Annotated in this window: 26 protein-coding genes and 1 other RNA gene; 12 read left to right on the top strand and 15 right to left on the bottom strand. The window is 61.2% G+C overall.

Going from position 1 to position 23933, the window contains the following annotated elements; genetic code table 11:
* The first annotated feature begins 80 nt into the window (after positions 1 to 80).
* Positions 81 to 488 (top strand): flagellar basal body-associated protein FliL, encoded by a 408-nt coding sequence (locus HX823_RS10990; RefSeq protein WP_032884296.1) that lies wholly within the window; start codon positions 81 to 83, stop codon positions 486 to 488.
* Between the two features lie 19 nt (positions 489 to 507).
* Here HX823_RS10990 and HX823_RS10985 read toward each other — a convergent pair whose 3' ends face one another.
* The 4 genes from HX823_RS10985 to HX823_RS10970 all read right to left on the bottom strand — a co-directional run bounded on the left by HX823_RS10985 (position 508) and on the right by HX823_RS10970 (position 5830).
* Entirely contained in the window at positions 508 to 1623 is a 1116-nt protein-coding gene (locus tag HX823_RS10985) for an ABC transporter permease (RefSeq protein ID WP_177074877.1), read from the bottom strand.
* A complete protein-coding gene (gene rbbA, locus HX823_RS10980) occupies positions 1623 to 4349 on the bottom strand; it encodes a ribosome-associated ATPase/putative transporter RbbA (protein ID WP_177074876.1) in 2727 nt (908 codons plus the stop codon). The genes HX823_RS10985 and rbbA overlap by 1 nt, the downstream gene beginning before the upstream one ends.
* Positions 4346 to 5311 (bottom strand): HlyD family secretion protein, encoded by a 966-nt coding sequence (locus tag HX823_RS10975; protein ID WP_177074875.1) that lies wholly within the window; start codon positions 5309 to 5311, stop codon positions 4346 to 4348. The genes rbbA and HX823_RS10975 overlap by 4 nt, the downstream gene beginning before the upstream one ends.
* Before the next feature lie 69 nt (positions 5312 to 5380).
* Complete coding sequence (locus HX823_RS10970) at positions 5381 to 5830, bottom strand: EVE domain-containing protein (protein ID WP_038843174.1); 450 nt, start codon at positions 5828 to 5830, stop codon at positions 5381 to 5383.
* Between the two features lie 195 nt (positions 5831 to 6025).
* Between HX823_RS10970 and HX823_RS10965 the strand changes: the two genes are divergently transcribed.
* A complete protein-coding gene (locus HX823_RS10965; RefSeq protein ID WP_010207387.1) occupies positions 6026 to 6175 on the top strand; it encodes a hypothetical protein in 150 nt (49 codons plus the stop codon).
* A 9-nt stretch (positions 6176 to 6184) separates the two neighbouring features.
* Here HX823_RS10965 and HX823_RS10960 read toward each other — a convergent pair whose 3' ends face one another.
* The 4 genes from HX823_RS10960 to HX823_RS10945 all read right to left on the bottom strand — a co-directional run bounded on the left by HX823_RS10960 (position 6185) and on the right by HX823_RS10945 (position 7604).
* Positions 6185 to 6814: a 5-formyltetrahydrofolate cyclo-ligase gene (locus tag HX823_RS10960; protein WP_033897543.1), complete on the bottom strand. Its 630-nt coding sequence runs from the start codon at positions 6812 to 6814 to the stop codon at positions 6185 to 6187.
* 57 nt (positions 6815 to 6871) lie between these two features.
* Positions 6872 to 7050, bottom strand: a non-coding RNA gene (gene ssrS, locus HX823_RS10955) — 6S RNA.
* 30 nt (positions 7051 to 7080) lie between these two features.
* Positions 7081 to 7398 carry a cell division protein ZapA gene (locus tag HX823_RS10950; RefSeq protein ID WP_003176812.1) on the bottom strand — a complete coding sequence of 106 codons (318 nt, stop codon included), beginning with the start codon at positions 7396 to 7398 and terminating at the stop codon, positions 7081 to 7083.
* A complete protein-coding gene (locus HX823_RS10945) occupies positions 7395 to 7604 on the bottom strand; it encodes a TIGR02449 family protein (RefSeq protein ID WP_007982902.1) in 210 nt (69 codons plus the stop codon). Before HX823_RS10945 ends, HX823_RS10950 begins: the two co-directional genes overlap by 4 nt.
* Before the next feature lie 138 nt (positions 7605 to 7742).
* On the opposite strand from HX823_RS10945, the gene HX823_RS10940 reads away from it, so the two are divergent.
* The 9 genes from HX823_RS10940 to gcvH all read left to right on the top strand — a co-directional run bounded on the left by HX823_RS10940 (position 7743) and on the right by gcvH (position 17153).
* Complete coding sequence (locus HX823_RS10940; RefSeq protein ID WP_021492630.1) at positions 7743 to 8300, top strand: YecA family protein; 558 nt, start codon at positions 7743 to 7745, stop codon at positions 8298 to 8300.
* Positions 8301 to 8320: 20 nt separating this feature from the next.
* Positions 8321 to 9643 carry a Xaa-Pro aminopeptidase gene (gene pepP / locus HX823_RS10935; protein ID WP_133075518.1) on the top strand — a complete coding sequence of 441 codons (1323 nt, stop codon included), beginning with the start codon at positions 8321 to 8323 and terminating at the stop codon, positions 9641 to 9643.
* A complete protein-coding gene (gene ubiH, locus HX823_RS10930) occupies positions 9640 to 10827 on the top strand; it encodes a 2-octaprenyl-6-methoxyphenyl hydroxylase (protein ID WP_068931510.1) in 1188 nt (395 codons plus the stop codon). Before pepP ends, ubiH begins: the two co-directional genes overlap by 4 nt.
* Positions 10820 to 11305 (top strand): DUF4442 domain-containing protein, encoded by a 486-nt coding sequence (locus HX823_RS10925; protein ID WP_177074874.1) that lies wholly within the window; start codon positions 10820 to 10822, stop codon positions 11303 to 11305. Before ubiH ends, HX823_RS10925 begins: the two co-directional genes overlap by 8 nt.
* A 9-nt stretch (positions 11306 to 11314) precedes the next feature.
* Positions 11315 to 12532 carry a 2-octaprenyl-3-methyl-6-methoxy-1,4-benzoquinol hydroxylase gene (locus tag HX823_RS10920; protein ID WP_177074928.1) on the top strand — a complete coding sequence of 406 codons (1218 nt, stop codon included), beginning with the start codon at positions 11315 to 11317 and terminating at the stop codon, positions 12530 to 12532.
* 162 nt (positions 12533 to 12694) lie between these two features.
* On the top strand, positions 12695 to 13699 hold the full coding sequence (locus tag HX823_RS10915) for an extracellular solute-binding protein (RefSeq protein ID WP_177074873.1): 1005 nt from the start codon (positions 12695 to 12697) through the stop codon (positions 13697 to 13699).
* Between the two features lie 161 nt (positions 13700 to 13860).
* Positions 13861 to 15477, top strand: coding sequence for an iron ABC transporter permease (locus HX823_RS10910; RefSeq protein WP_038843155.1), 1617 nt, complete (start codon positions 13861 to 13863; stop codon positions 15475 to 15477).
* 156 nt (positions 15478 to 15633) lie between these two features.
* Complete coding sequence (gcvT, locus tag HX823_RS10905; protein WP_177074872.1) at positions 15634 to 16716, top strand: glycine cleavage system aminomethyltransferase GcvT; 1083 nt, start codon at positions 15634 to 15636, stop codon at positions 16714 to 16716.
* A 53-nt stretch (positions 16717 to 16769) separates the two neighbouring features.
* Positions 16770 to 17153, top strand: a complete 384-nt coding sequence (gene gcvH, locus HX823_RS10900; protein WP_033897550.1) for a glycine cleavage system protein GcvH — start codon at positions 16770 to 16772, stop codon at positions 17151 to 17153.
* A 42-nt stretch (positions 17154 to 17195) separates the two neighbouring features.
* Here the strand turns inward: gcvH and HX823_RS10895 are convergent, their stop codons facing one another.
* From HX823_RS10895 to HX823_RS10865, 7 genes are all read right to left on the bottom strand, one after another.
* On the bottom strand, positions 17196 to 18335 hold the full coding sequence (locus HX823_RS10895) for a DegT/DnrJ/EryC1/StrS aminotransferase family protein (RefSeq protein WP_177074871.1): 1140 nt from the start codon (positions 18333 to 18335) through the stop codon (positions 17196 to 17198).
* A gap of 153 nt (positions 18336 to 18488) precedes the next feature.
* Positions 18489 to 19154: an outer membrane protein gene (locus HX823_RS10890; RefSeq protein ID WP_177074870.1), complete on the bottom strand. Its 666-nt coding sequence runs from the start codon at positions 19152 to 19154 to the stop codon at positions 18489 to 18491.
* A 188-nt stretch (positions 19155 to 19342) separates the two neighbouring features.
* Entirely contained in the window at positions 19343 to 19657 is a 315-nt protein-coding gene (locus tag HX823_RS10885) for a DUF2388 domain-containing protein (RefSeq protein ID WP_003176799.1), read from the bottom strand.
* 69 nt (positions 19658 to 19726) lie between these two features.
* Entirely contained in the window at positions 19727 to 20173 is a 447-nt protein-coding gene (locus HX823_RS10880; protein WP_038843145.1) for an NfeD family protein, read from the bottom strand.
* A gap of 10 nt (positions 20174 to 20183) precedes the next feature.
* Entirely contained in the window at positions 20184 to 21104 is a 921-nt protein-coding gene (locus tag HX823_RS10875; protein ID WP_010207363.1) for an SPFH domain-containing protein, read from the bottom strand.
* Positions 21105 to 21181: 77 nt separating this feature from the next.
* The gene (locus HX823_RS10870; protein ID WP_177074869.1) at positions 21182 to 22861 is read right to left on the bottom strand and encodes a GspE/PulE family protein; all 1680 of its coding nucleotides are present in this window, start codon (positions 22859 to 22861) and stop codon (positions 21182 to 21184) included.
* Positions 22862 to 22945: 84 nt separating this feature from the next.
* Positions 22946 to 23284 (bottom strand): hypothetical protein, encoded by a 339-nt coding sequence (locus HX823_RS10865; RefSeq protein WP_177074868.1) that lies wholly within the window; start codon positions 23282 to 23284, stop codon positions 22946 to 22948.
* A gap of 127 nt (positions 23285 to 23411) precedes the next feature.
* Between HX823_RS10865 and HX823_RS10860 the strand changes: the two genes are divergently transcribed.
* Positions 23412 to 23876, top strand: a complete 465-nt coding sequence (locus tag HX823_RS10860) for an Lrp/AsnC family transcriptional regulator (RefSeq protein ID WP_038843139.1) — start codon at positions 23412 to 23414, stop codon at positions 23874 to 23876.
* The last annotated feature ends 57 nt before the right edge of the window (positions 23877 to 23933 follow it).

Genomic DNA, 23933 nt, shown 5'->3' with positions numbered 1-23933 from the left:
CGGCCTGATAAGCCGCCATAAGCTTGTGCTCTGCCTTGCTAGCGTTATGCTACCCGGCAACCGAATGTGAGGAATGAACTGTGAAAGCGTGGATCCTGTTGATGCTGGCCCTGACGTTGCCGATGGCGGCCCAAGCCGAAGAAGCCAAAGAAGGCGAGGCGCCGAAGGTCAGCTATATCAGCCTGAGCCCGCCATTTGTGGGCAACTACGGCCTGGATGGCACGGCGAAGCTCAAGGTATTCAAGGCCGACATCGCTCTGCGCGTGACCGGCACCGAAGCCGCCGCTGCCGTCAAAGCCAACGACGCGCTGATCCGTAATCAGTTGGTGGCGCTGTTCACCCAGCAGACCAACGAGGCCATGAGCACCGTTGAAGGCAAGGAAAAACTGCGTCAGGAGGCCCTGAAGCAAACCCAGCAAGTGATGAATGACGAGACCGGCAAGCCGGTGGTGGAAGATCTGTTGTTCAACAACTTGATTATCCAGTAATCACCAATAGGGTGCGGTTTCAGGAAGCCAGGCTCTTCCTGAACCGCGCCAGTGCCACTGCAAAGAACACCAGCCCAATCCCCGCCAACGCCAGCAAATCCGGCCACACCACCCCCATCCCCGCATCCCGAAACAGAATCGCCGCACTCAAACTCACAAAATGCGTCGACGGCGAGCCCTGCATCACCCACTGCAACCACTCGGGCATGCTGTCCAACGGCGTACTGCCGCCGGAGAGCAGCAGCATCGGGATGATCACCGGAATCGCCAGCAGGCCGAACTGCGGCGTCGATCGCGCGAGCGTCGCCAGGAAAATCCCCAAGGCCGTACTGGCAAACAAGTACAGCGCCGTCACGAACAGAAACAGGCTCAACGACCCCGCCAGCGGTACGCCGAGCAACCCTTTGACCACCACTTCCAACGACAGCCAGGTACAGAGCACCACCACCAGCATGTTGCTCCAGATTTTCGCCAGCATGATTTCCAGCGCCGTCAGCGGTAGCACCAGCAGATGGTCGAGGGTGCCGTGTTCGCGTTCGCGCAGCAGGGCGGTGCCGGTCAGGATAATGGCGAGGATGGTGATGTTGTTGACGATCTGGATCACCGCCAAAAACCATCCACCCTCCAGGTTGGTGTTGAACAGCGCGCGCGTCGTGAGCAGGGCGGGCGCCTGGCTGGCGGCGGCTTGCCCGCTGTAGGTCAGCAATTCGCGCTGGAAAATCCGCCCGATGTAGCCCGCTCCCATGAACGCCTGGCTCATGGCCGTGGCGTCTACGTTCACCTGCACGCCGGGTTGGCGACCGGCCAGCAGATCAGCCTGAAAGTTCGCCGGCACATTGATCACGAAGGTGTATTCGCCGCTGTCCATGACCTTGTCCAACTGGTCGTAGGCCAGAGGGGTAGGCGCTTGAAACTCGGGCGGCTGCAGCGCTTCGGCCAGTTGCCGCGACAGCGAACTGTGGTCTTCATCGACAAACGCCACGCTGGCGTTGTGTACGCCAATCACCGAGCCGGCGGCGGGCATATAGATGGCGACGGTGAAGGCGTAGAACAGAAACAGCAGCAACACGCTGTCATGGCGCAGGCTGGTCAGTTCCTTAATGCCCAGGCGCAGAATATGCGCGAACTTATGCATCAGGCCTCCTGCTTCTTGAGCATGACCAGGCTCAGCCCGGTAAACCCGACAAAGAACCCGAACAGCGCCAAGCATTGCGGCCACAACTGGCGCAGGTCCAAGGCCTTGGTGAAGGTGCCCACGGCGACATCCAGGAAGTGCCCCGCCGGAAATAGCATGCCCATCAACGCCGCCGCGCCTTCCAGGGACGAGCGTGGCACGATCAGCCCGGAGAATTGAATGGTCGGCAGGCTGGTGATGATCATGGTGCCGAGGATCGCCGCGATCTGGGTGCGAGTGAACGCCGAAATCAGCAGGCCCATGCTGGTGGTCGCCAGCACATAGAGCAGGCCGCCGAACGCCAGCGTCAGGCCGCTGCCCTTGAACGGCACGCCGAACAGCCAGCGGTTCATCGCCACCAATACCGCCAGGTTGACCAGGCTCACGGCCAGGTACGGCGCCTGTTTGCCGAGCAGGAATTCCAGGCGCGTCAGGGGCGTGGCGTAGAAGTTGGTGATCGAGCCCAGTTCCTTCTCGCGCACGATGCCGAGGGCGGTGAGCATCGCCGGGATAAACGCCAGGATCAGCGCCATCACACCGGGGCCGATGGCGTTGACGCTGACCACGTCCTGGTTATAGCGAAAGCGCGTTTCCAGCTTGGCGGCTGCTGGATTGTTGCGCGGCAGGCTGCTCAGTTCGGCCAGTTGCTGAAGGTTTTCCTGGTGCACGGCCTCGACATAGTTGCGGCTGGTTTCCGCGCGAAACGGCATGCCGCCATCGAGCCAGGCGGCCACGCTGGGCTGGCGGCCAGCGTAGAGATCGCGGCCAAAGCCGGGTGGGATCTCCAGGGCCAGTTTGATTTCCGAACGTTGCAGGCGCCGGTGCAATTCAGTTGAGTCCTGAATCGGCGGTTGCTCGGCGAAGTAGCGTGAGCTTCGGAACGCCTCCAGGTAGGCGCGGCTTTGCGGCGTCTGGTCCTGGTCGTAGACGGCGAAGGCGAGTTTCTCCACATCCAGGGAAATGCCGTAGCCGAAGATCACCATCATGAACATCGCGCCCAGCAACGCGAAGGCCATGCGCACCTTGTCGCGCAGCAGCTCTTTGCCTTCGCGGCTGGCCACCGCCAATAGGCGGGCCAGGCTGAAACCGCGTTTGCTCACCGGCGGCGCGCTGGTTTCGCTGACGGTTGCGGCGGGCACCGTGGGCTCGGGTTCGCCTTGGGCCTGTTCCAGGCAGGTGACGAACGCCGCTTCCAAGGTGTCGCCCTGGAATTGTCGTTGCAGCGCTTGCGGCGTATCGCAGGCGAGCACCTTGCCCGCGTGCATCAGGGAAATGCGGTCGCAGCGCTGGGCCTCGTTCATAAAATGCGTGGACAGGAAAATCGTCACGCCTTGTTCGCGGGACAGCTCAATCAGCAATCGCCAGAAATCATCTCGCGCCGCCGGGTCGACGCCCGAAGTCGGTTCATCGAGGATCAGCACTTCCGGGCGATGCAGCACTGCCACGGCCAATGACAAACGTTGACGCAAGCCGAGGGGCAGCTCGCCGGACGGTTGTTCGGCCACGTCACCGAGATCGAAACGCTGGATCAGCTCATCGATGCGCGGGCCGCTGTCGGCCTTGGGCAAGTCGAACAGTTGCGCATGCAGCACCAGGTTCTGGCGCACGCTGAGTTCGCCATACAACGAGAAGCTTTGCGACATGAAACCCACGCGCTTGCGGGTCTCGAGGTCCTTGGCGTCCACCGGATTGCCCAGTAGCGTCGCGCTGCCTTCGGTAGCGGGCATCAGGCCGGTGAGCACCTTCATGGTGGTGGTCTTGCCGCAGCCGTTGGAGCCGAGGAAGCCGAAGATCTCGCCGCGGCCAATGGCGAAGCTGACCTTGTTCACGGCGGTGAAATCGCCGAAACGCAGGGTCAGGTCGTGAGCTTCGATGGCGATATCGGCGATATCGGCGTTGTCGCTTTGCCGCGGTGGAATCACCAGCGGCTGGTTGTCGTGGGCGCTGTCGCCCTGGAAGTGGGTGAACGCTCCGTCCAGTTTGCCGCTGGCGGTCGCGCCCGCCAATTCACGGCTTAGTCCTTCTGCAATCAGCTTGCCGCGATCGAGCATCAGGCAATGTTCGAATTGCTCGGCTTCTTCCATGTAGGCCGTGGCCACCAGCAGCGTCAGTTGCGGGCGTTCTTGGCGGACGCTTTCGACCAGTTCCCAGAAGCGCCGGCGTGACAGTGGGTCGACGCCGGTGGTGGGCTCGTCGAGGATCAACAGGTCCGGGTCGTGGATCAGCGCGCAGCACAGGCCGAGTTTCTGTTTCATCCCGCCGGAGAGCTTGCCGGCCGGGCGTTCTGCGAAGCGCGCAAGGTCGGTGGCCAGCAGCAGGTTGTGCATGCGCTGGTCGCAGTCGGCTTTCGACAGGCCAAACAACGTGGCAAAGAAACGGATGTTCTCGCTGATGGACAACTCGGGATACAAGTTGCCGCCCAGCCCTTGAGGCATAAAGGCGATACGCGGGTACAGGCTGTTGCGGTGGCGGCGGTCTTCAATCGCACCGCCCAGCACTTGCAGTTGACCGTCCTGGAGCTTTTTGACCCCGGCGATCAAGCCCAGCAGGCTCGACTTGCCCGCGCCATCCGGCCCGATCAACCCGCAACGCGTACCGGCCGGGAGGCTGAACGTGATGTCGAGCAGGGCCTGTTGCTTGCCATAGCGATGGTTGATCGCCGTGGCTTGCAGCGCCAGGGCGGTCATTGCAGGTTGGCCGGCCAGTCGATATCAGCCGTGCGCACGTAGCCGGCGCCGGGCATGCCGGGTTTGGCCTGGGGCACGGCGCTGGGTTGGGTCAGGCGCAGTTTGACGCGGAACACCAGTTTCTGGCGCTCGTCGCGGGTTTCCACTTCCTTGGGGGTGAACTGGGATTTGGCGGCGACAAAGCTGATCTTCGCCGGCAGCGGTTGGTTGGGCAGGGCGTCGAGCAGAATGCGCGCGTCGCTGCCGACGGTCAGGCGGCCGGTGACGGAGGCTGGCAGGTAGAGGTTCATGTATTGATCGTTGGGATCGATCAGCAACAGGACACGCCCGCCCGCGCCGAGCACTTCGCCCGGCTCGGCCAGGCGCAGTTGGATAATTCCGTCGATGGGCGCGCGCAGGCTGCTGTCGTCGATCTCGCTGGTGAGCTGGGCGACCTGGGCTTCGGCGGCGCCAATCGCCGCCTTGACCGAATTGACTTGGGCTTGCGCGGCAATCACGGCGGCGTTGCCGGTGTTCTGCCGCGCCTGCTGTTGGTCAATCAGCTGGCTGCTGGCGAAGCCGCGTTTGTACAGTTCCTGGGTGCGCTTGAGTTCCTGGTTGGCCAGCAGTTGCTCGCTCTGGCGCAGTTGCACGTTGGCCTCGGCGGCCGCGAAGTTTTCCTTGGCGCGCAGCACTTCGGCTTCGGCCTGGGCGCGCTGGGCTTCCAGCGTGCGGGTGTCCATGCGTGCGAGCAGTTGGCCTTTGAGGACCTTGTCGCCTTCGTCCACCCGCACCTCTGCCAGGCGCCCTGGGATCTTGGCGGCGATCTGCACTTCGGTGGATTCCAGGCGGCCGTTGCCCATGCTCAGGCCTTCGGGCAGGCGGTCCTGGGTGGAGCGCCAGTAACCGAAGCCGCCGGCGCCCAGCAACAGGGCAATGAGGGCGATGGCGAAAAGGCGTGAGGCGTGGTGGTTCGTCGACATGGCTGCTTCCTGCGGCATTAGCGTCCTAGTTTGAGCGGTTTGCCCCGGCGGGGCTTTGATACCGGTCAGTTAAAGCAAATTGATCACGGCGGCCCATTGCTCGGGCGTGACGGCCATCACTGAAAGGCGGCTGCCTTTTTGCACCAGGGGCAGTTCGGCAAGGGCGGCTTGTTGTTTGAGGTAGCCCAGGCCAAGCACGTTGGGGAAGGTCTGGACGTGGGCGACGTTGATCGCGCTCCACGGATTTTTTTCCGGGGTGGCCTTGGCGTCGAAGTAGTGGCTTTCGGGCTCCAGCGCGGTGGGGTCCGGGTAGGCCGCCTCGACGATTTTGCCGATGCCGGCAATGCCCGGCTCCGGGCAACTGGAGTGGTAGAAGAAAAATTGGTCACCCACCGCCATGGCTCGCAGGAAGTTGCGCGCCTGGTAGTTGCGAACCCCGTCCCAGCGCGCTTCGCCGAGCTTTTCCAGGCCTTTGATAGAGAGTTCGTCGGGCTCGGATTTCATCAGCCAATAGGCCATTTTTGGGCTCCTGAAAAAAGCAGTGGGCAAGTTGTCAGGCAATTTGATGACAAACCGACAGTCGGTTGGCGCCAAGGTTTGCGTGTTGGTTCACGTTACCGCAGAATGCCGGCTTTTAAAGCTTGACGCAGCTGCAACGGACTACTTTGGAACGTTGTTGTCATCGTGTACGAGGTGCCTGCAGGGGGGCAATCGATGCAACGTAAACCGGATTTACTATGGATTTTGGTGATTTTGTTTGGTCTGGGCGTCGTGACCACCGGGTATGCCCAAAGCTTGTGGTCGAACAAGACCGATGCGCCCGTTGAACTGGCTCAGCAGCAGCCGCAACCGTTCAAACGCTGACTCTTCTTTCTAAGGCGCCGCTGATTCCAGTGGCGTCTTCGCACTATACCAATGCTTATCGGTGACGGTGCCCGCCAACGGCACATCCCAGCTTGCCTGTATCAATCGATCGACCTTCTGACATTCATGGGCCAGGCCAAGCAATGTCGGCTTGCGCCAGCTTTGGCGGCGCGCCAGGTAAGCCAGGCTGCGATCGTAGAACCCGCCGCCCATGCCCAGGCGTCCACCGGCATCATCGAACCCCACCAACGGCAACAGCACCAGGTCCAAGGCCCAGACTTTGCGCTGGCGGCTGATATTCACTCGTGGCTCCAGGATGCGAAAGCGATTGGGCAGCAGCTTTTCCCCAGGCCGCACGCGCTGGAACACCATCTTGGTCCGTGGCCAGGCGCTGAGCACCGGCAGGTAAGTGGCCTTGCCCCGGCGCTGGGCGGCGCGCAGCAGCAGGCGCGGATCGATTTCACCGTCCGTCGGTAGATATAAAGAGATATGTTTGGCCCGGCGAAACAGCGGGTGCTGTGCCAGTTGCCGATACAGGCCCTGGGCGGCCTTGCGCTGCTCGCTCGGCGTGAGGGCGCGGCGGGCTTTGCGCAACATGCGTCGAAGTTGCGGACGGGAAAGCGGCGCAGGTTCGGTCATGGTTTCCGGCTCATAAAACAATGCCAGTCCGAGGACTGGCATTGAGTTTGGGAATTCAGGCTCCCCGACAGAGCCGCTGTCGACTTAGCCCTTGAACCCGAAAGTTCAAGGTGGAAGATGCAGTAGGCTTTAAGGCTTTCCGTCTAGCGGACATGCACACCAGCCCAACGTGCAACTTCCAGGGTAGTGCGAATCGGCTCAGGGACATCGCCGACTGGCAAACACGCCAGGGAGTGGGGCGAGTATACCTTAAACCGTCGCGGCAATCAGCCCTTGGGTGCGTCTGAATCGCTGGAAAGCACCAGATCGACACGCTCCAGCAGGTCACGCACCTGCTCACGCGTCGAGCCGCTGGCCTGCACGTCAGGGCGTTCCTGCTTATGCAGCAGATCGTGGGTAATGTTCAGCGCGGCCATCACGGCGATACGGTCGGCGCCGATCACTTTGCCGCTGCTGCGGATTTCACGCATCTTGCCATCCAGGTAGCGGGCGGCGCTCACCAGGTTGTTGCGCTCTTCCTGGGGGCAGATGATCGAATATTCTTTATCGAGGATCTGCACGGTGACGCTATTGCTTGAACTCATGAGTCTTGCTCCAGGGCCTTCAGGCGCGAAATCATCGATTCGACCTTACGCCGGGCGATTTCGTTTTTTTCAATGAGGTGAGCGCGTTCCTCGCGCCAGGTCTTTTCCTGAGCTAATAGGAGTCCGTTTTGGCTCTTTAGTTGCTCGACCCGGGTAATTAGCAATTCGAGTCTGGCCATCAGCGCTTGCAGGTCGGTGTCTTCCATTGGGTTCCACTGGATTTGTCTGATGAATGGCAACTGCAGGATAAACGATCTGACGCCCTTGATAGTCTTGGTACGTCTGCCGGTGCTAGGATACAGCGCTCCATTCTAGACATTGCGCCGTCTGGCGCCTAGCTCACCATGCCTATTCAGAACTCCCCGTACGACGCTTTTTCCAAACTGCTGAGCACCAGCGGCCACCCTTGCTCGCCTGCTGAACTGCACGGCGTATTGCTGGGCCGTAGCTGCACCGGCGTTGGCTTTGATGCCGACAACTGGCTGGCTGACGTGGCCGAGCTGCTTGAGACCGAGCCGACCGACAACGTGCGTAACGCGCTGATCGGCCTGCAAGAGATGGTCAAGGGCGAGCTGACCGGTGATGACGTCACCGTGGTCCTGCTGCTGCCGACCGACGACGCACCGCTCGCCGAGCGCGCCGCTGCCCTGGGCCAATGGTGCCAAGGCTTCCTCCACGGCTTTGGCGTCAACGCCGGCGGCCTGGAACTGAGCACCGACGCCAAGGAAGTGTTGCAGGACCTGGCAGCGATCTCCCAGGTGCAAGACGCTCTGGAAGAGTCCGAAGACGGCGAAGGCGATTACATGGAAGTCATGGAATACCTGCGCGTCGCGCCGCTGCTGCTGTTCACCGAGACCAAGAAGTCCGCTGAGCCCGCTGCGCCCAAGCCTTCGCTGCACTAAGAAAGGAAGCCCATCTGCCCATGATCCATATCCCCCGAGCGGAATACACCCGACGCCGCAAGGCGCTCATGGCGCAGATGGAACCCAACAGCATCGCGATCCTGCCGGCCGCCGCCGTGGCGATCCGCAACCGTGATGTCGAACACGTGTACCGCCAGGACAGTGACTTCCAGTACCTGAGCGGTTTCCCCGAGCCGGAAGCGGTGATCGTACTCATGCCCGGTCGCCAGCACGGCGAGTACGTGCTGTTCTGCCGCGAGCGCAACGCCGAACGCGAACTGTGGGACGGCCTGCGCGCCGGCACCGAAGGCGCGATCCGTGACTTTGGCGCCGACGACGCGTTCCCCATCACCGATATCGACGACATCCTGCCCGGCCTCATCGAAGGTCGCGATCGGGTGTACTCGGCCATGGGCAGCAATGCCGAGTTCGACCGGCACCTGATGGAATGGATCAACGTGATCCGCTCCAAGGCCCACCTGGGCGCCCAGCCGCCGAACGAATTCGTTGCCCTGGATCATCTGCTCCACGACATGCGCCTGTATAAATCGGCGGCAGAAGTGAAGGTGATGCGCGAGGCCGCGCGAATCTCCTGCGCGGCCCACGTGAAGGCGATGCAAGCCAGCCGCGCCGGCCTATATGAGTTCAGCCTGGAAGCCGAACTGGATTATGAGTTCCGCAAAGGCGGCGCGAAAATGCCGGCCTACGGCTCCATCGTCGCCGCCGGGCGCAACAGCTGCATCCTGCATTACCAGCAGAATGACGCGCTGCTCAAGGACGGCGACCTGGTGCTGATTGACGCCGGTTGCGAGATTGACTGCTACGCGAGCGACATCACTCGCACCTGGCCGGTCAATGGCAAATTTTCGCCGGAACAGAAGGCGATCTACGAAATTGTGCTGGCTTCCCAGGAGGCCGCGTTTGCCGAGATCGCTCCGGACAAGCATTGGAACCAGGCGCATGAGGCCACCGTGCAGGTGATTACTGCCGGTCTGGTGAAGCTGGGGTTGCTGCAGGGTGACGTCGACGAGCTGATCGCCAGCGAAGCCTATAAAGCCTTCTACATGCACCGCGCCGGCCACTGGCTGGGCATGGATGTGCATGATGTGGGCGAGTACAAAGTGGGCGGTGAATGGCGGGTGCTGGAAGTCGGCATGGCGCTGACCGTAGAGCCGGGCATTTATATTTCGCCGGACAACCCGAATGTGGCAAAGAAATGGCGTGGCATTGGCGTACGCATCGAGGACGACGTGGTAGTGACCAAGCAAGGCTGTGAAATCCTGACCGGTGGCGTGCCCAAGACCGTCGCTGAAATTGAAGCGCTGATGGCGGCTGCCCGATGAGCCGGGTCAACCTGGCAATCATTGGCGGCGGCCTGGTCGGCGCCAGCCTGGCGCTGGCGTTGCAGGCTGGGGCCAAGGCGCGCGGCTGGAAGATCGTGCTGATCGAACCTTTTGCGCCGGGCGACAGCTACCAGCCGAGCTACGATGCGCGCTCTTCGGCGCTGTCCTACGGCGCGCGGCAGATCTATCAGCGTTTGGGCTTGTGGCAGGACATTTCGCGCCGCGCCGAACCGATCAAGCAGATCCATGTGTCCGACCGTGGGCGTTTCTCCACCGCGCGCTTGTCTGCCATGGAAGAGGGCGTACCGGCCCTCGGCTATGTGGTGGAAAACGCCTGGCTGGGCCAATGCCTGTGGCAAGGCCTGGACAAAGACGTGGTCAGCTGGCGTTGCCCGGCCGAAGTCACGCGCATGGAGCCGCTGCCCGATGGCTACCGCCTGACCCTCAATGATGAAACCGTTCTGGAATGCGACCTCGCCGTGCTGGCTGACGGTGGCCGTTCCGGCTTGCGCGAGCAATTGGGCATCGGCGTGAAAACCCGCCCGTACAACCAGAGCGCGTTGATCGCCAACATCACCCCCAGCGAATCCCATAACGGCGAAGCCTTCGAACGTTTCACCGACGAAGGCCCGATGGCCCTGTTGCCGCTGCCGGACAACCGCTGCGCGCTGGTGTGGACGCGCATCGGCATGGATGCCCAGCGCCTGGCCAATCTCGATGAGCGCAGCTTCTTGAGTGAATTGCAGGGCGTATTCGGCTACCGCCTGGGCACGCTTAAGCAAGTGGGCGCCCGTCATCTGTACCCGCTGACATTGGTGGAAGCGGAGGAGCAAGTACGCTCGCACTTGGCGATTCTCGGCAATGCCGCTCACAGCTTGCACCCGATTGCCGGGCAGGGCTTCAACCTGTCGCTGCGCGATGCGAATGCGCTGGCCGAGGCCTTGCTGGCCGGACCGCAGGTGCCAGGTGACCTGGCGACCTTGCAAGGCTATCGCGAGCGTCAGCGCCTGGACCAGAAGCTCACCGTGGGCTTCTCCGATCAGGTCACGCGCCTGTTTGGCAGCGCCCAACCGCTGGTCGCCCTGGGCCGCAACATGGGCCTGCTGGGCCTGGACTTGCTGCCGCCGGCCAAGCGCTGGTTCGCCCGTCAGGCCATGGGCCTGGGTACACGTCCCGATGCGTAACTGGTTGATCCAACGTGTGGGCAAGGCGCGGTTATTGCGTTGGTTCCTGAGCCTGTACCCGCCGTACCTCGGCGCGGGTGTACGGGTGCAAGAACTGAGCGCGGATTTCCGGCATGTCAAAGTGCGCATGGGCCTGGGCTGGTACAACCGAAATTACGTCGGCACACAGTTTGGCGGCAGCCTGTATTCGATGGTCGACCCGTTCTACATGCTGCTGTTGATGGAAAACCTGGGCCGCGACTACATCGTGTGGGACAAGGCGGCGAGCATCGATTTCATCTCGCCGGGCAAAGGCCCGGTGTATGCCGAGTTTTCCATCGATGATGCCTTGCTCGATGAGATCCGCCGGCAGACCGAAGGGGGCGACAAGTACCTGCCCCACCTCAAGGTCCAGATTCATGACGGCTCCGGCACCCTGGTGGCGCGGGTCGACAAAACCCTTTACGTGCGGCGCAAGCCGCCAGCGAGACAGGCTTAAAGCATGGACATGCGCGCAGATGTGCTGATTGTCGGGGCCGGAATGGTCGGAAGCGCCCTGGCGCTGGCGTTGCAGGGCAGTGGCTTGCAGGTGCTGCTGCTCGACGGCAGCCCGCTGAGCGTCAAGCCGTTCGACCGCGAGGCCGCATTCGAACCCCGCGTGAGCGCCTTGTCGGCCGCGAGCCAGCGTATCCTTGAACGTCTGGGCGTATGGGACGGGATTGTGTCGCGCCGTGCAAGCCCTTATGGCGAGATGCAAGTGTGGGACGGCAGCGGCACCGGGCAGATCCATTTTTCCGCCGCCAGTGTGCATGCCGAAGTGCTGGGGCATATCGTCGAGAACCGCGTGGTGCAGGATGCGCTGCTCGACCGTCTGCACGACTGCGACCTGGGCCTGCTGGCCAATGCACGCCTGGAACAGATGCGCCGCTCCGGCGATGACTGGCTGCTGACCCTGGCCGACGGCCGCACGCTGCGCGCGCCGTTGGTGGTGGCTGCCGATGGCGCCAATTCCGCTGTGCGCCGCCTGACCGGCACCGCGACCCGCGAATGGGATTACCTGCATAACGCCATCGTCACCAGCGTGCGCAGCAGCCAGCCGCACCAGCGCACCGCGTGGCAACGCTTTACCGACACCGGCCCATTGGCGTTCTTGCCGCTGGTGCGAGAGGGGCAGGAAGATTGGTGTTCGATCGTCTGGTCGACCACGCCGGCCGAGTCCGAGCGCTTGATGGCGCTGGATGATGAAAGCTTCTGCCGTGAGCTGGAGCGCGCCTTCGAAGGGCGGCTCGGCACGGTGCTGAGCGCCGACCCGCGCGTCTGCGTGCCACTGCGCCAGCGTCACGCCAAGCGCTATGTGGCCGAAGGCCTCGCGTTGATTGGCGACGCGGCGCACGTGATCCATCCCTTGGCGGGGCAGGGCGTGAACCTGGGGTTCCTGGATGCGGCGACACTGGCTGAAGTCTTGTTGTCGGCAACCGAGCGCGGCGAGCGCCTGGCGGATGTAAAGGTGCTGAGCCGCTACGAGCGTCGACGCATGCCGCACAACCTGGCGTTGATGGCGGCGATGGAAGGTTTTGAGCGACTGTTCCAGGCCGATCAACTGCCGCTGCGCTGGTTGCGCAACGCTGGATTGAAAATGGTCGACCAGATGCCCGAGGCCAAGGCCGTCTTTGTGCGCCAGGCGCTGGGTCTGACCGGCGACCTTCCGGAGCTCGCCAAACCCTGAGGTTGAAATGCTATCCCCTGTGGGAGCCGGGCTTGCCCGCGATGAGGCCATAAGCCGCACTGCAAATCCTGGCCATGCAACATCTGGTAACGCCTCCACCAAGCGCTACCAAATGTGAGTCCTTATCATTTGCCCTCTTTTTGCAAATGAGAGACCGCACCCATGTTGGCACCCAAGCGCCTCCTGACTGCCCTGGCACTCACCCTGATCGGCAGCACCACCGTGCAGGCCGCCGACGAAGTGGTGGTCTACTCCTCGCGCATCGACGAACTGATCAAGCCGGTGTTCGATGCCTACACCCAGAAAACCGGCGTACAGGTGAAGTTCATCACCGACAAGGAAGCCCCGCTGATGCAGCGCATCAAGGCCGAGGGCGAAAACGCCACCGCCGACCTGCTGCTCACCGTCGACGCCGGCAACCTCTGGCAGGCTGAGCAAATGGGCATCCTGCAACCGTTCACTTCCTCGGTGATCGACAAGAACATTCCCCTGCAATACCGCTCGTCCAAACACACCTGGACCGGCTTGAGCCTGCGCGCGCGGACCATCGCCTATTCCACCGACCGGGTAAAACCGGGCGACCTCACCACCTACGAAGCCCTGGCCGACAAACAGTGGGAAGGCCGCCTGTGCCTGCGCACGGCGAAAAAGGTCTACAACCAGTCGCTGACCGCCACCCTGATCGAAACCCACGGCGCCGCCAAGACCGAAGAAATCGTCAAGGGCTGGGTGAACAACCTGTCCACCGACGTGTTCTCCGATGACATCGCCGTGCTGGAGGCCATCAATGCCGGGCAGTGCGATGTGGGCATCGTCAACACCTACTACTACGGCCGCTTGCACAAGCAGAGGCCGGAGCTGGCGGTAAAGCTGTTCTGGCCGAACCAGGGCGACCGTGGCGTGCATGTGAACCTGTCGGGCATCGGCCTGACCCAGCACGCACCGCACCCGGAAGCTGCCAAGGCACTGATGGAGTGGATGACCACGCCTGAGGCGCAGAAGATCTTTGCCGACGTGAACCAGGAATTCCCGGCCAACCCGGCCGTACCGCCCTCGGCGGAAGTCGCGAGCTGGGGCAAGTTCGTGGCGGACACCTTGCCGGTGGAAGTGGCGGGCAAGCGCCAGGCTGAGGCGATTCGGTTGATGGATAGGGCTGGCTGGAACTAAATTTTTAAAACGCCGCAGATCGAAATGTGGGAGCGGGCTTGCTCGCGAAAGCGTCGTGTCAGTCGATACATGTGTGGCTGATACACTGCATTCGCGAGCAAGCCCGCTCCCACATTGGTTAGCGGCGCCTTGAAAATATTTATTATTCTGAGAGTTTCTCATTGGCCCACCCCGCCCAACGCCGTTGGTACCTGCCGGTCTTCACCGTCGCTGCCCTGGTGCTGCTGCCGCTGAGCGTGCTGTTACTGTCCTGGCAAAGCATCGATGCACAAATCTGGTCCCACCTCTGGGAAACCCAGATGCCGCGCCTGCTCGGCAACACCCTGACCCTGGTGTTGGGTGTCGGCGTCGGCGTGACCCTGTTGGGTGTGAGCCTGGCCTGGCTGACCAGCCTCTGCGAGTTCCCCGGCCGGCGCTGGCTCGATTGGGCGTTGATGCTGCCGTTCGCCATTCCCGCGTACGTCCTGGCTTTTGTGTTTGTCGGCTTGCTGGATTTCTCCGGCCCGGTGCAAACCCTGCTGCGCGAATGGTTTGGCAGTGGCTTGAGGCTGCCTCGGGTGCGTTCCACCGGCGGTGTGATCATCGTGTTGGTGCTGGTGTTCTATCCCTACGTTTATCTATTGGCGCGCACGGCGTTTCTGGCCCAGGGCAAAGGGCTGATGGAAGCGGCGCGGGTGTTGGGGCAATCGCCGTGGCGAGCGTTCTGGCATGTGGCCCTGCCCATGGCGCGGCCGGCGATTGGCGCCGGGGTGGCGTTGGCATTGATGGAGACCCTGGCGGATTTTGGTGCGGTCTCGGTGTTCAACTTCGATACTTTCACCACCGCCATCTACAAGACCTGGTACGGCTTTTTCAGCCTGTCCAGCGCGGCCCAGTTGGCCAGCCTGTTGCTGCTGGTGGTGATGCTGGTGCTGTATGGCGAGCGGCGCGCACGGGGCGCCAGTCGACCGAGCAACGAGCGGCCACGGGGTAAGGCGCTGTATCACCTGCGCGGGTTCAAGGCGGCAGCGGCGAGTAGTTGGTGTGGGCTGGTGTTCGCCTGTGCCTTTGTGATCCCGATGCTGCAACTGGTTGCCTGGTTCTGGCAGCGCGGTCGCTTCGACCTGGATGAACGCTACTCCGGCCTGATTGTGCACACGCTTTATCTGGGCGGGATCGCTGCCCTGATCACGGTCAGCGTGGCGCTGGTGCTGGCATTCGCCAACCGGCTGGCGCCGACGCGGGCGATCCGCTCCGGCATCAGCCTGGCCAATGTCGGTTATGCGTTGCCGGGTTCGGTGTTGGCGGTGTCGATCATGTTGGCGTTCAGCTATCTGGACCGCGAACTGGTGGTGCCGCTGTCCGGCTGGCTCGGCGGGGCGGGCAAACCATTGCTGTTGGGCAGCCTGTCGGCGTTGGTGCTGGCGTATCTGGTGCGTTTCCTGGCGGTGGCCTATGGGCCGTTGGAAAACAGCCTGGCGCGCATCCGGCCCTCCTTGCCGGAAGCTGCGCGCAGTCTTGGCGTCAGTGGCCCGCGACTGTTTTGCAAAGTGTATCTGCCGTTGCTGCTGCCGGGGACCTTGAGTGCGGCACTGCTGGTGTTTGTCGATGTGCTCAAGGAAATGCCCGCGACCCTGCTGATGCGCCCGTTCGGCTGGGACACGCTCGCCGTGCGGATCTTTGAAATGACCAGTGAAGGTGAATGGGCACGGGCCTCTTTGCCCGCGTTGACGTTGGTGTTGGTCGGCCTGTTGCCGGTGATCGGGCTGATTCGACGCTCCGCCCGGCAAATCGGTTAGGTGCCAGTCCTACGGCTTGCGGCTACAATGCGCGACATTCGGTGCGCTTCGTCTTTCGGAGCGGGTCGCTGGGCGTGGCTGCAGGCCTTGTAATTCAAGGTGTTCAGCGCGAACAGTAGCTCCGCGCACCTTCGCCACGCCCGGAAGGAGAAACCCATGGGACAGCGTACGCCTCTGTATGACCTGCATCTCGCCCTCGGCGCGAAAATGGTCGATTTTGGCGGTTGGGATATGCCTCTGCACTACGGCTCGCAGGTTGAAGAACACCACCAGGTGCGACGTGACTGCGGGGTGTTCGATGTATCTCATATGACCGTGATCGATGTCACCGGCCCCCAGGCCAAGGAATGGCTCCAGTACCTGCTGGCCAATGATGTCGAACGCCTGCACGGCTGCGGCCGTGCGTTGTACAGCGCCATGCTCAACGAAAAGGGCGGCGTGGTGGACGACATGATTGTCTACCGCACCGAAGCTGCCTATCGCCTGGTGGTGAATGCCGCCACCCGTGATCAGGACATGGCCTGGATGCACGCGCAACTGGGCAGTTACCAGGTGCAACTGCATGAACGCCCTGAGCTGGCCATGCTTGCCATCCAAGGCCCCCACGCCCGGCAGAAGATTGCCGAGCTGGTGACCCAGTCGCGCGGCGCGCTGATTCACCAGCTCAAACCCTTCGAAGGCCAGGCCGACGGCGATTGGTTTATCGCGCGTACGGGTTACACCGGCGAAGATGGTCTGGAAATTGTCCTGCCGGCCGAACAGGCGCCGGGCTTTTTCAACGACCTGGTAGGTGCCGGTATTTCCCCCATCGGCCTTGGCGCCCGCGATACCCTGCGTTTGGAAGCCGGTATGAACCTCTACGGTCAGGACATCCATCAGGATGTTTCGCCTTTGGCGTCGAACATGGCCTGGAGCATTGCCTGGGAGCCTGCCGAACGCAATTTCATCGGTCGCGCCGCGCTGGAAGCAGAAAAAGCGGCAGGTGTGCAGTTCAAACTGGTCGGGCTGGTACTGGAAGAGCGTGGGGTTCTACGCGCTCACCAGGTGGTTCGTATCGCCAATATTGGCGAAGGGGAGATCACCAGTGGTAGTTTCTCTCCTACGCTGAGCAAATCCATTGCCCTGGCGCGAGTACCGACGGCAACCGCTGATCGGGCCGAAGTGGAAATCCGCGGCAAGTGGTACCCGGTTCGAGTGGTCAAACCGACCTTCGTGCGCCATGGCAAAACCTTGATCTAACCTATTTCCGGCAGGCCAATGGCCGCTGACATTACTTCTTGAGGACACAGATTATGAGCGATATCCCTGCCGACCTGCGTTTTGCCGAAAGCCACGAATGGGCACGCCTGGAAGCTGACGGCACCGTGACCGTCGGTATTTCCGACCATGCTCAGGAAGCGTTGGGTGATGTGGTGTTTGTTGAGCTGGCCGAAGTGGGCGCGCAGTTTGACGCTGCCGGCCAAGCGGGTGTGGTTGAGTCGGTGAAGGCCGCCTCGGACATCTACGCTCCGGTTGCAGGCGAAGTGATTGCCGTCAATGAAGAGCTGAGCGGTAGCCCTGAGCTGCTGAACTCCGACCCGTACGGCGCGTGGATCTTCAAGCTCAAGCCGAGCAACCCGGCTGATCTGGAAAAACTGCTGGATGCTGCTGGCTACAAAGCCGCCATCGGCGAGTGATTCTGTTGCGGGAGCCGGTTATCCGGCTCCCGCAATGTGCTTTCAGCGCTGTAGAACCGCTTTCACTGCCGCTACCGACCGCTCCACATCCGCCTCCGTCATCGCCGTGAACATCGGCAACGACACGATCAAACGACCGACCTTTTCTGCCACCGGGAACATGCCTTCCTTGAAGCCCTGTGCCCGATAAAGACTCAGCAGGTGGATCGGCGGGTAGTGATAGCCAATGCCGACGCCGTGGGCCTGCATCTGCTCCATGAAGGTGGCGCGGGCCGGCAGGCCGTCCTGACGCTCTGGCAGCACCAGTTGGAACAGGTGCCAGTTGCTGTTTTCGAAGTCGGCCGGTGGCAGTTGTGCGCCGTACAACGCTTCAAAATCACTGCCAAAGCACTTGAAGTAGTGTCGCGCCAGGTTCTGGCGATGCGCGGTGATCTTCTCGATATGAGCAAACTGCCCCAGGCCAATGGCGGCGGCGATGTCGGTCATGTTGAACTTGCCGCCCAGCACATCTACATCCAAGCCATCGAAGCCGGTGCGGGTGACGCCCTGCAGGCGATACTTTTCGGCCAGACGCGCTTCCTCGGCATTGTTCAACACCAGGCAACCGCCCTCGGAAGAGGTGATGTTCTTGTTGGCCTGGAAGCTGAACGACACGAAATCACCGGTGGCGCCGATGCGCTCGCCATCCCAGCTTGAACCCAATGCCTGGGCAGCGTCCTCGACGATACGCAGGTTGTACTTGTTCGCCAGTGCATACAGCATCGGCATGTCCAGGGGCAGGCCGGCCAGGTAAACCGGGATGATCGCCTTCGTGCGCGGGGTAATCGCCGCCTCCACCTGAGCCAGGTCGATGTTGCGGGTGATCGGGTCGATATCGGCAAACACCGGCGTGGCGCCGACTTCCAGAATCACGTTGGCCGTGGCCACCCAGGAGATCGGCGTGGTAATGACTTCATCGCCCGGCCCGATACCGGCAATGCGCAGGGCAATCTCCATGGTGCAGGTGCCCGAGTTGAAGGTGCGCACCGGCCGGCCGCCAAAGTATTCCGACAGCTGAGCCTCGAATGCCTGCACCTTCGGCCCGCTGGTGATCCAGCCCGAGCGCAGTACATCGCCGACCGCCGAGATGGTGGCTTCATCAATGGTGGGTTTGGAGAAAGGCAGGAAAGGCTGTTGGCTCATGACGACGAAGGCATCCGTTTCAGATTGGCGATGAGTAAGCGATCAGTACCGGTATGGTTACACGGTGTGACTGAATATAGCCTGTCGCCTGTGAATGAATCGTCAGTGTTTAAGTAAGAAATGCCGCTTCAACAGCGGCATTCTCTACGGGCTTTAGAAGGCGTAGCGCGCTTCCAGGAACACATTTTGTTCCTTGAGCTTGCCTTTGAGTTGTTCATCCCTGGCGTTCACACGGTTTGCGAATGTGTTGTAGCCGGTTTCAACATCGCCCATGGCGATATATCGATAACCAGCCCCCAGTGTGATTTGCTCACTGACCTTGGCTTCAAGTCCCATGCCCACACTGTAGGCAAAGTTGTGCTGGCGATTATTGGCAAAGCGACGGGTCTCGTTGGTTTGATAGCCTTCGGCTTCAATGCGAGCGACACCCACGCCGGCCATGCCGTAGAACGATAACCATGGGTTGATCGGGATGTCTTTATAGCCATTGAGCATCAAGCGTTGGCTCTGGACGTGCATGCTGTTGACGTTGGCATTGAAGGGGGCCCAGTAGGATTTGAATGTCGAGTTGTTCGGCATTGTGTATTCCCCTTCCAGGCGCCAGCCATTCTCAAAGGCGTAACCTGCGGCGAAAGAGGCTACGAATGACTTGGTGCTATCTGGGGCGTCCACTCGTTCAGTCACACGAGGGCTGGTGAGCAGCGAGCTGGAAAGGTTCTGGCGGGCGTTGTTGAATTTTGCTGATCCGTACCAGCTTTCTGCCTGGGCGTAGGAGGTCGCAAATGCAGAGAGCAGCAGTACGTAGGCAATCTTGTGCATGGGCAGTGATTCGCTTTATTTAAAAAGGAACCCATAGCTTGTTGCCCAGCAGAATGAGGCTCGACAGGACTTCTCTGTACTCCACATTGAAAGCAGGAACCTATGCGTAGTACTCGGCGGGTATAACCGTAGGAAATGAAGGCAAAAAAATGCCGCTGTTCAAAGCGGCATTTTTTATCGAGCCCGAGTTATTCGGTAACGGCGTTTTTCGCGAGGATGGCGTTGGCCAGCTCCATATCCGTGGCTTGCAGGCCAGGGTTATCGGCGCGGACTTTCTGCATCGCGGCTTCCAGGTATGGGCCACGGATGCCGCCATCGCTGGCAACAAAGCTGCCTGCGTCGTCTTGCGCGGCGACCACCAGCTTGTGGTCCTTGAACGTCAGGTATGTCGAGCCGGTAGTGGCGCCGGACGAGATGACGTTGCGCCAGAAACTGTCGGCCATGGCTGAACCGACAGGGAGGGAAAGCACAGCAAGGGTTGCGACAGCATATTTAAGACGCATGATGGGTGACTCCGGGTGGGTTATCTGTACTTTATGATTGTAGTTAGTCCAACCGAGTTCCATCACTGACTAAACAGTTTCAACCCTTAACACCACACCTTCCTGGGCAACTACCCGGACTTGAGCGCCTACGGGGCTGTCCGGGCCAGTGACCATCCACACGCCGTCACCCACCTTTACCTTGCCCCGACCGTCCACAATCGCCTGATGCACCACGAAGGTGCGGCCGATCAGTTCCGAGCCGCGCTCGTTGAGGCCAGGCTGGTCGCTGGCTTTGGCACTGCTGCGCTGGCGCTTCCACCAATACACGGCTGTGACGATCGACAGCACGGCAAACAGTAGCAGTTGCCACTCCAGCCCCAAGGGTGGCACCAAAAACTTGATCACACCCACGGCCGCCGCCGCGATGCCCATCCACAGCAGGTAACCACCGGCGCCGAATACCTCAAGGATCAACAACACCGTACCCAGTGCCAGCCAATCCCAAAACGACAGATGCTGCAGGAAATCCCACATGGCGCTGGCCTCAGCCTTTCTTGTTGTCGAACGTTGCCTTGACGATCTCGCCGATACCGCCGACTGCACCGATCACCTGGCTGGCTTCCAGCGGCATCAGGATGACCTTGCTGTTGTTGGCCGATGCCAGCTTGCCCAGCGCATCGATGTATTTCTGTGCGACAAAGTAATTGACCGCCTGCACGTTGCCCGACGCAATCGCTTCCGATACCACCTGGGTCGCTCGGGCTTCAGCTTCGGCCTGACGCTCGCGGGCTTCGGACTCAAGGAATGCCGCCTGCCGGCTACCTTCGGCCTCCAGGATTTGCGCCTGCTTTTTGCCTTCTGCGGTCAGGATCGCGGAGGCTCGCAGGCCTTCAGCTTCGAGGATTTGTGCACGCTTGATCCGTTCGGCTTTCATCTGGCCCGACATGGCGGCCATCAGGTCGGCGGGCGGGCTGATGTCCTTGATCTCGATACGGGTGATCTTGATGCCCCACGGTGCGGTGGCTTCGTCTACGGTTTTCAGCAGTTTTTCATTGATACCGTCACGCTGGCTGAGCATGGCATCCAGCTCCATGGAGCCGAGCACGGTACGGATGTTGGTTTGCAGCAGGTTGCGGATGGCGTGTTCGAGGTTGTTGACCTCGTACGCCGCCTGGGCGGTGTTGACCACCTGGAAGAAGCACACGGCGTCGATCTGCACGGTGGCGTTGTCGGCGGTGATGACTTCCTGGGGCGGGATATCCAGCACGCTTTCCATCACGTTGATCTTGCGACCGATGCGGTCCATGACCGGGATAATGATGTTCAGCCCAGGCTTGAGGGTGTTGGTGTAGCGGCCGAAACGCTCGACTGTCCACTGGTAACCCTGGGGGACGACCTTGAAGCCCATGAACAGGATGGCGATGGCCAAGCCCACGAAAAGAAGCAGTACGGTTCCGATCTGCATAGCGATTCCCTATCTGAATGTGTCAGTGAAACGACGTTGGGCCGATTGTAACGGTGTTGTCACCGATAAGAACGGTTTCACTGTTGATCAAACAAAGGATTTGTTACCGAATCCCCAGGCGTTACTCGCAGTACTTCCGCCATCGTGGTCAGCCCCGCCTCGACCTTTTGCAGGCCAGCCATGCGCAGGCTGCACATGCCTTGGGCAATCGCCGCCTGGCGCAGCGCCTGCACATCGGCGCCGGGCGTGATCAGCGTCTTGAGCGCTTCGTTCAGCACCATGATTTCGTACACACCGGCTCGGCCCCGATAACCGCTGTGTCGACATTCCACGCATCCGACCGCCTCATGGACCTCACCCTGCGCCTGCTTGCAGTGAGGGCACAAAACCCGCACCAACCGCTGCGCCATCACCCCCAACAGTGTGGCCTTGATCAAATAGTGAGCAATGCCCAGTTCCTGCAAACGGCTGATGGCGCTGGGTGCGTCGTTGGTATGCAGGGTCGACAGCACCAGATGCCCGGTCAGTGCAGCCTGGATTGCCATTTCGGCGGTCTCCTGGTCGCGGATCTCGCCAATCATGATGATGTCCGGGTCCTGGCGCAGCAACGCGCGGATGCCGCTGGCGAAGGTCAGGTCGATGTTGTGCTGCACCTGCATCTGGTTGAACGCCGGTTCGACCATCTCAATGGGATCTTCCACGGTGCACAGGTTGACCTCCCGGGTCGCCAGTTGCCTGAGCGTGGTGTAGAGCGTGCTGGTCTTGCCTGAACCGGTCGGGCCGGTCACCAGGATGATGCCGTGGGTTTGGCGCGTCATGGATTGCCAGCGTCGCTGGTCATCAGCCGACAAACCCAACTGGTCAAAGCCTTTGAGCAGCACCTGCGGGTCGAATATCCGCATCACCAGCTTCTCGCCAAACGCCGTGGGCAAGGTGGAAAGGCGCAGTTCAACTTCCGCGCCCGTCGGGCTTTTGGTCTTGACCCGGCCGTCCTGGGGCCTGCGTTTTTCTGCCACGTTCATACGGCCCAAGCTTTTCAGGCGGCTGACGACGGCCATCGTCACCTGGGGCGGGAACTGATAGACGTCATGCAACAGCCCGTCGATGCGAAAGCGCACACGCCCCTGTTCACGGCAGGGTTCGATATGGATATCACTGGCGCGCTGGGCGAACGCGTACTGCAGCAGCCAATCGACGATATTGACGATGTGCGCGTCGTTGGCATCCGGCTCCTGGTCGCTGGCGCCGAGGTTGAGCAGGTCGACATTGCCAGGCGCCACGACCTTTTGATCGGCGCCGCTGACGGACTTCGCCAGCCGGTAGAACTCACCGATGCAGCGCGTAATGTCCTGGGGATTGGCGACCACGCGCCTGATTGAACGCTTGAGCACCTGCGAGAGCCCGGCTTCCCAGCTGGTGACATGGGGCTGGGCGCTGGCGACCGTGACGGTTTGCGCATCCACCGCCACCGCGAGGATGGCGTGGCGCTGGGCGAATGCGTGGGACATCAGCGGCACCACCGTCGCCACGTCGATCTTCAACGGGTCGATGCGCAGATAGGGTTGCCCGGCCTGTCGGGCGAGCCATTCGGTCAGGGTTTCCAGGCACGGGCCTTGGGCTGCGATGCTCTCTAGCGGATGCTGAGTGTTGCTGGCCGGCAATGCCGACAAGCGTTGGGCGAGCTCAGGCGTGATCAGCCGCCCTTCGACCAAAGCCGGCAACAGCTGATGCAGTTCCAATCGTTGATCAACCGGCATGAAGGTTTTCCTGGGGGGCCGTGGGTGTAAATCCCAGGCTAGCCAGCCGATGAATATCTGCCTCCCAGCGTGTATTGCAGGCTTTTACTGGGCGACCGCCACCACCGCTTGAGGCCCCATGGAGTCAGCCGACCGCATATCCAGCGTGCACACGCTGATCAGGTTTCGAATCTTTTCACCGATCACTTGGGCGCGGTGCCAGCTCAGGCCATCCATCACGATGTCGATGTGCAGCAGGTCATCTTCCCGATTCACCGTGACCTGTCGCGGCGTGAGGCATTGCAGCGCGAAATAGTTGAGGACCCGGCATAAAACATCCGGCTCCGCCTCGGCGACGATCCGGTAGTGCGCCTGGCAATGAATGCTGGTGACGGCCCACGCATCGACGCGGGTAACAGTGTGAGTGGTTTCGACGGCGTGCATGGGAAGACTCCAGATTCGACTGGAGAAATTTTTACATTCGACAACGGAGATTTCTTATCTAAGATGGGCTTGTTTGAAAGTTATTTGAATTGATTGATTCAAAATAAACGTAATGGAAGGAATTTATATGCACAGCGAGTTGGACGTCTACGACCGCCGTATCCTGGCCCTGCTGCAAGAGGATGCCTCGCTGTCCAGCGCGCAGATCGCCGAGCAGGTCGGCTTATCCCAGTCACCGTGCTGGCGGCGTATTCAACGTCTCAAGGAAGAGGGGGTGATTCGCGGCCAGGTGACGTTACTGGACCGCAAGAAGATTGGCCTCAACACGCAGATTTTCGCCGAGGTCAAACTCAACGCCCACGGCCGCTCCAACTTCACCGAGTTCACCGACGCGATTCGCGGGTTTCCGGAAGTACTGGAGTGTTATGTGCTGATGGGGGCGGTGGATTTTCTGCTGCGCATCGTCACCTCGGACATCGAGGCCTATGAGCGGTTCTTCTTCGAGAAGTTGTCGATGGTGCCGGGGATTCAGGAGGTCAATTCGATTGTGGCGTTGTCGGAGATCAAGTCCACCACCAGCCTGCCAGTGTAGATGAAGCCTCTGTGGCGAGGGAGCTTGCTCCCGCTGGGCTGCGCAGCGGCCCCAAAA

The sequence above is a fragment of the Pseudomonas sp. P7759 genome (assembly GCF_013386445.1).
GTDB lineage: Bacteria > Pseudomonadota > Gammaproteobacteria > Pseudomonadales > Pseudomonadaceae > Aquipseudomonas > Aquipseudomonas azotoformans_A.
This window is presented reverse-complemented; position numbering and strand designations above follow the sequence as displayed.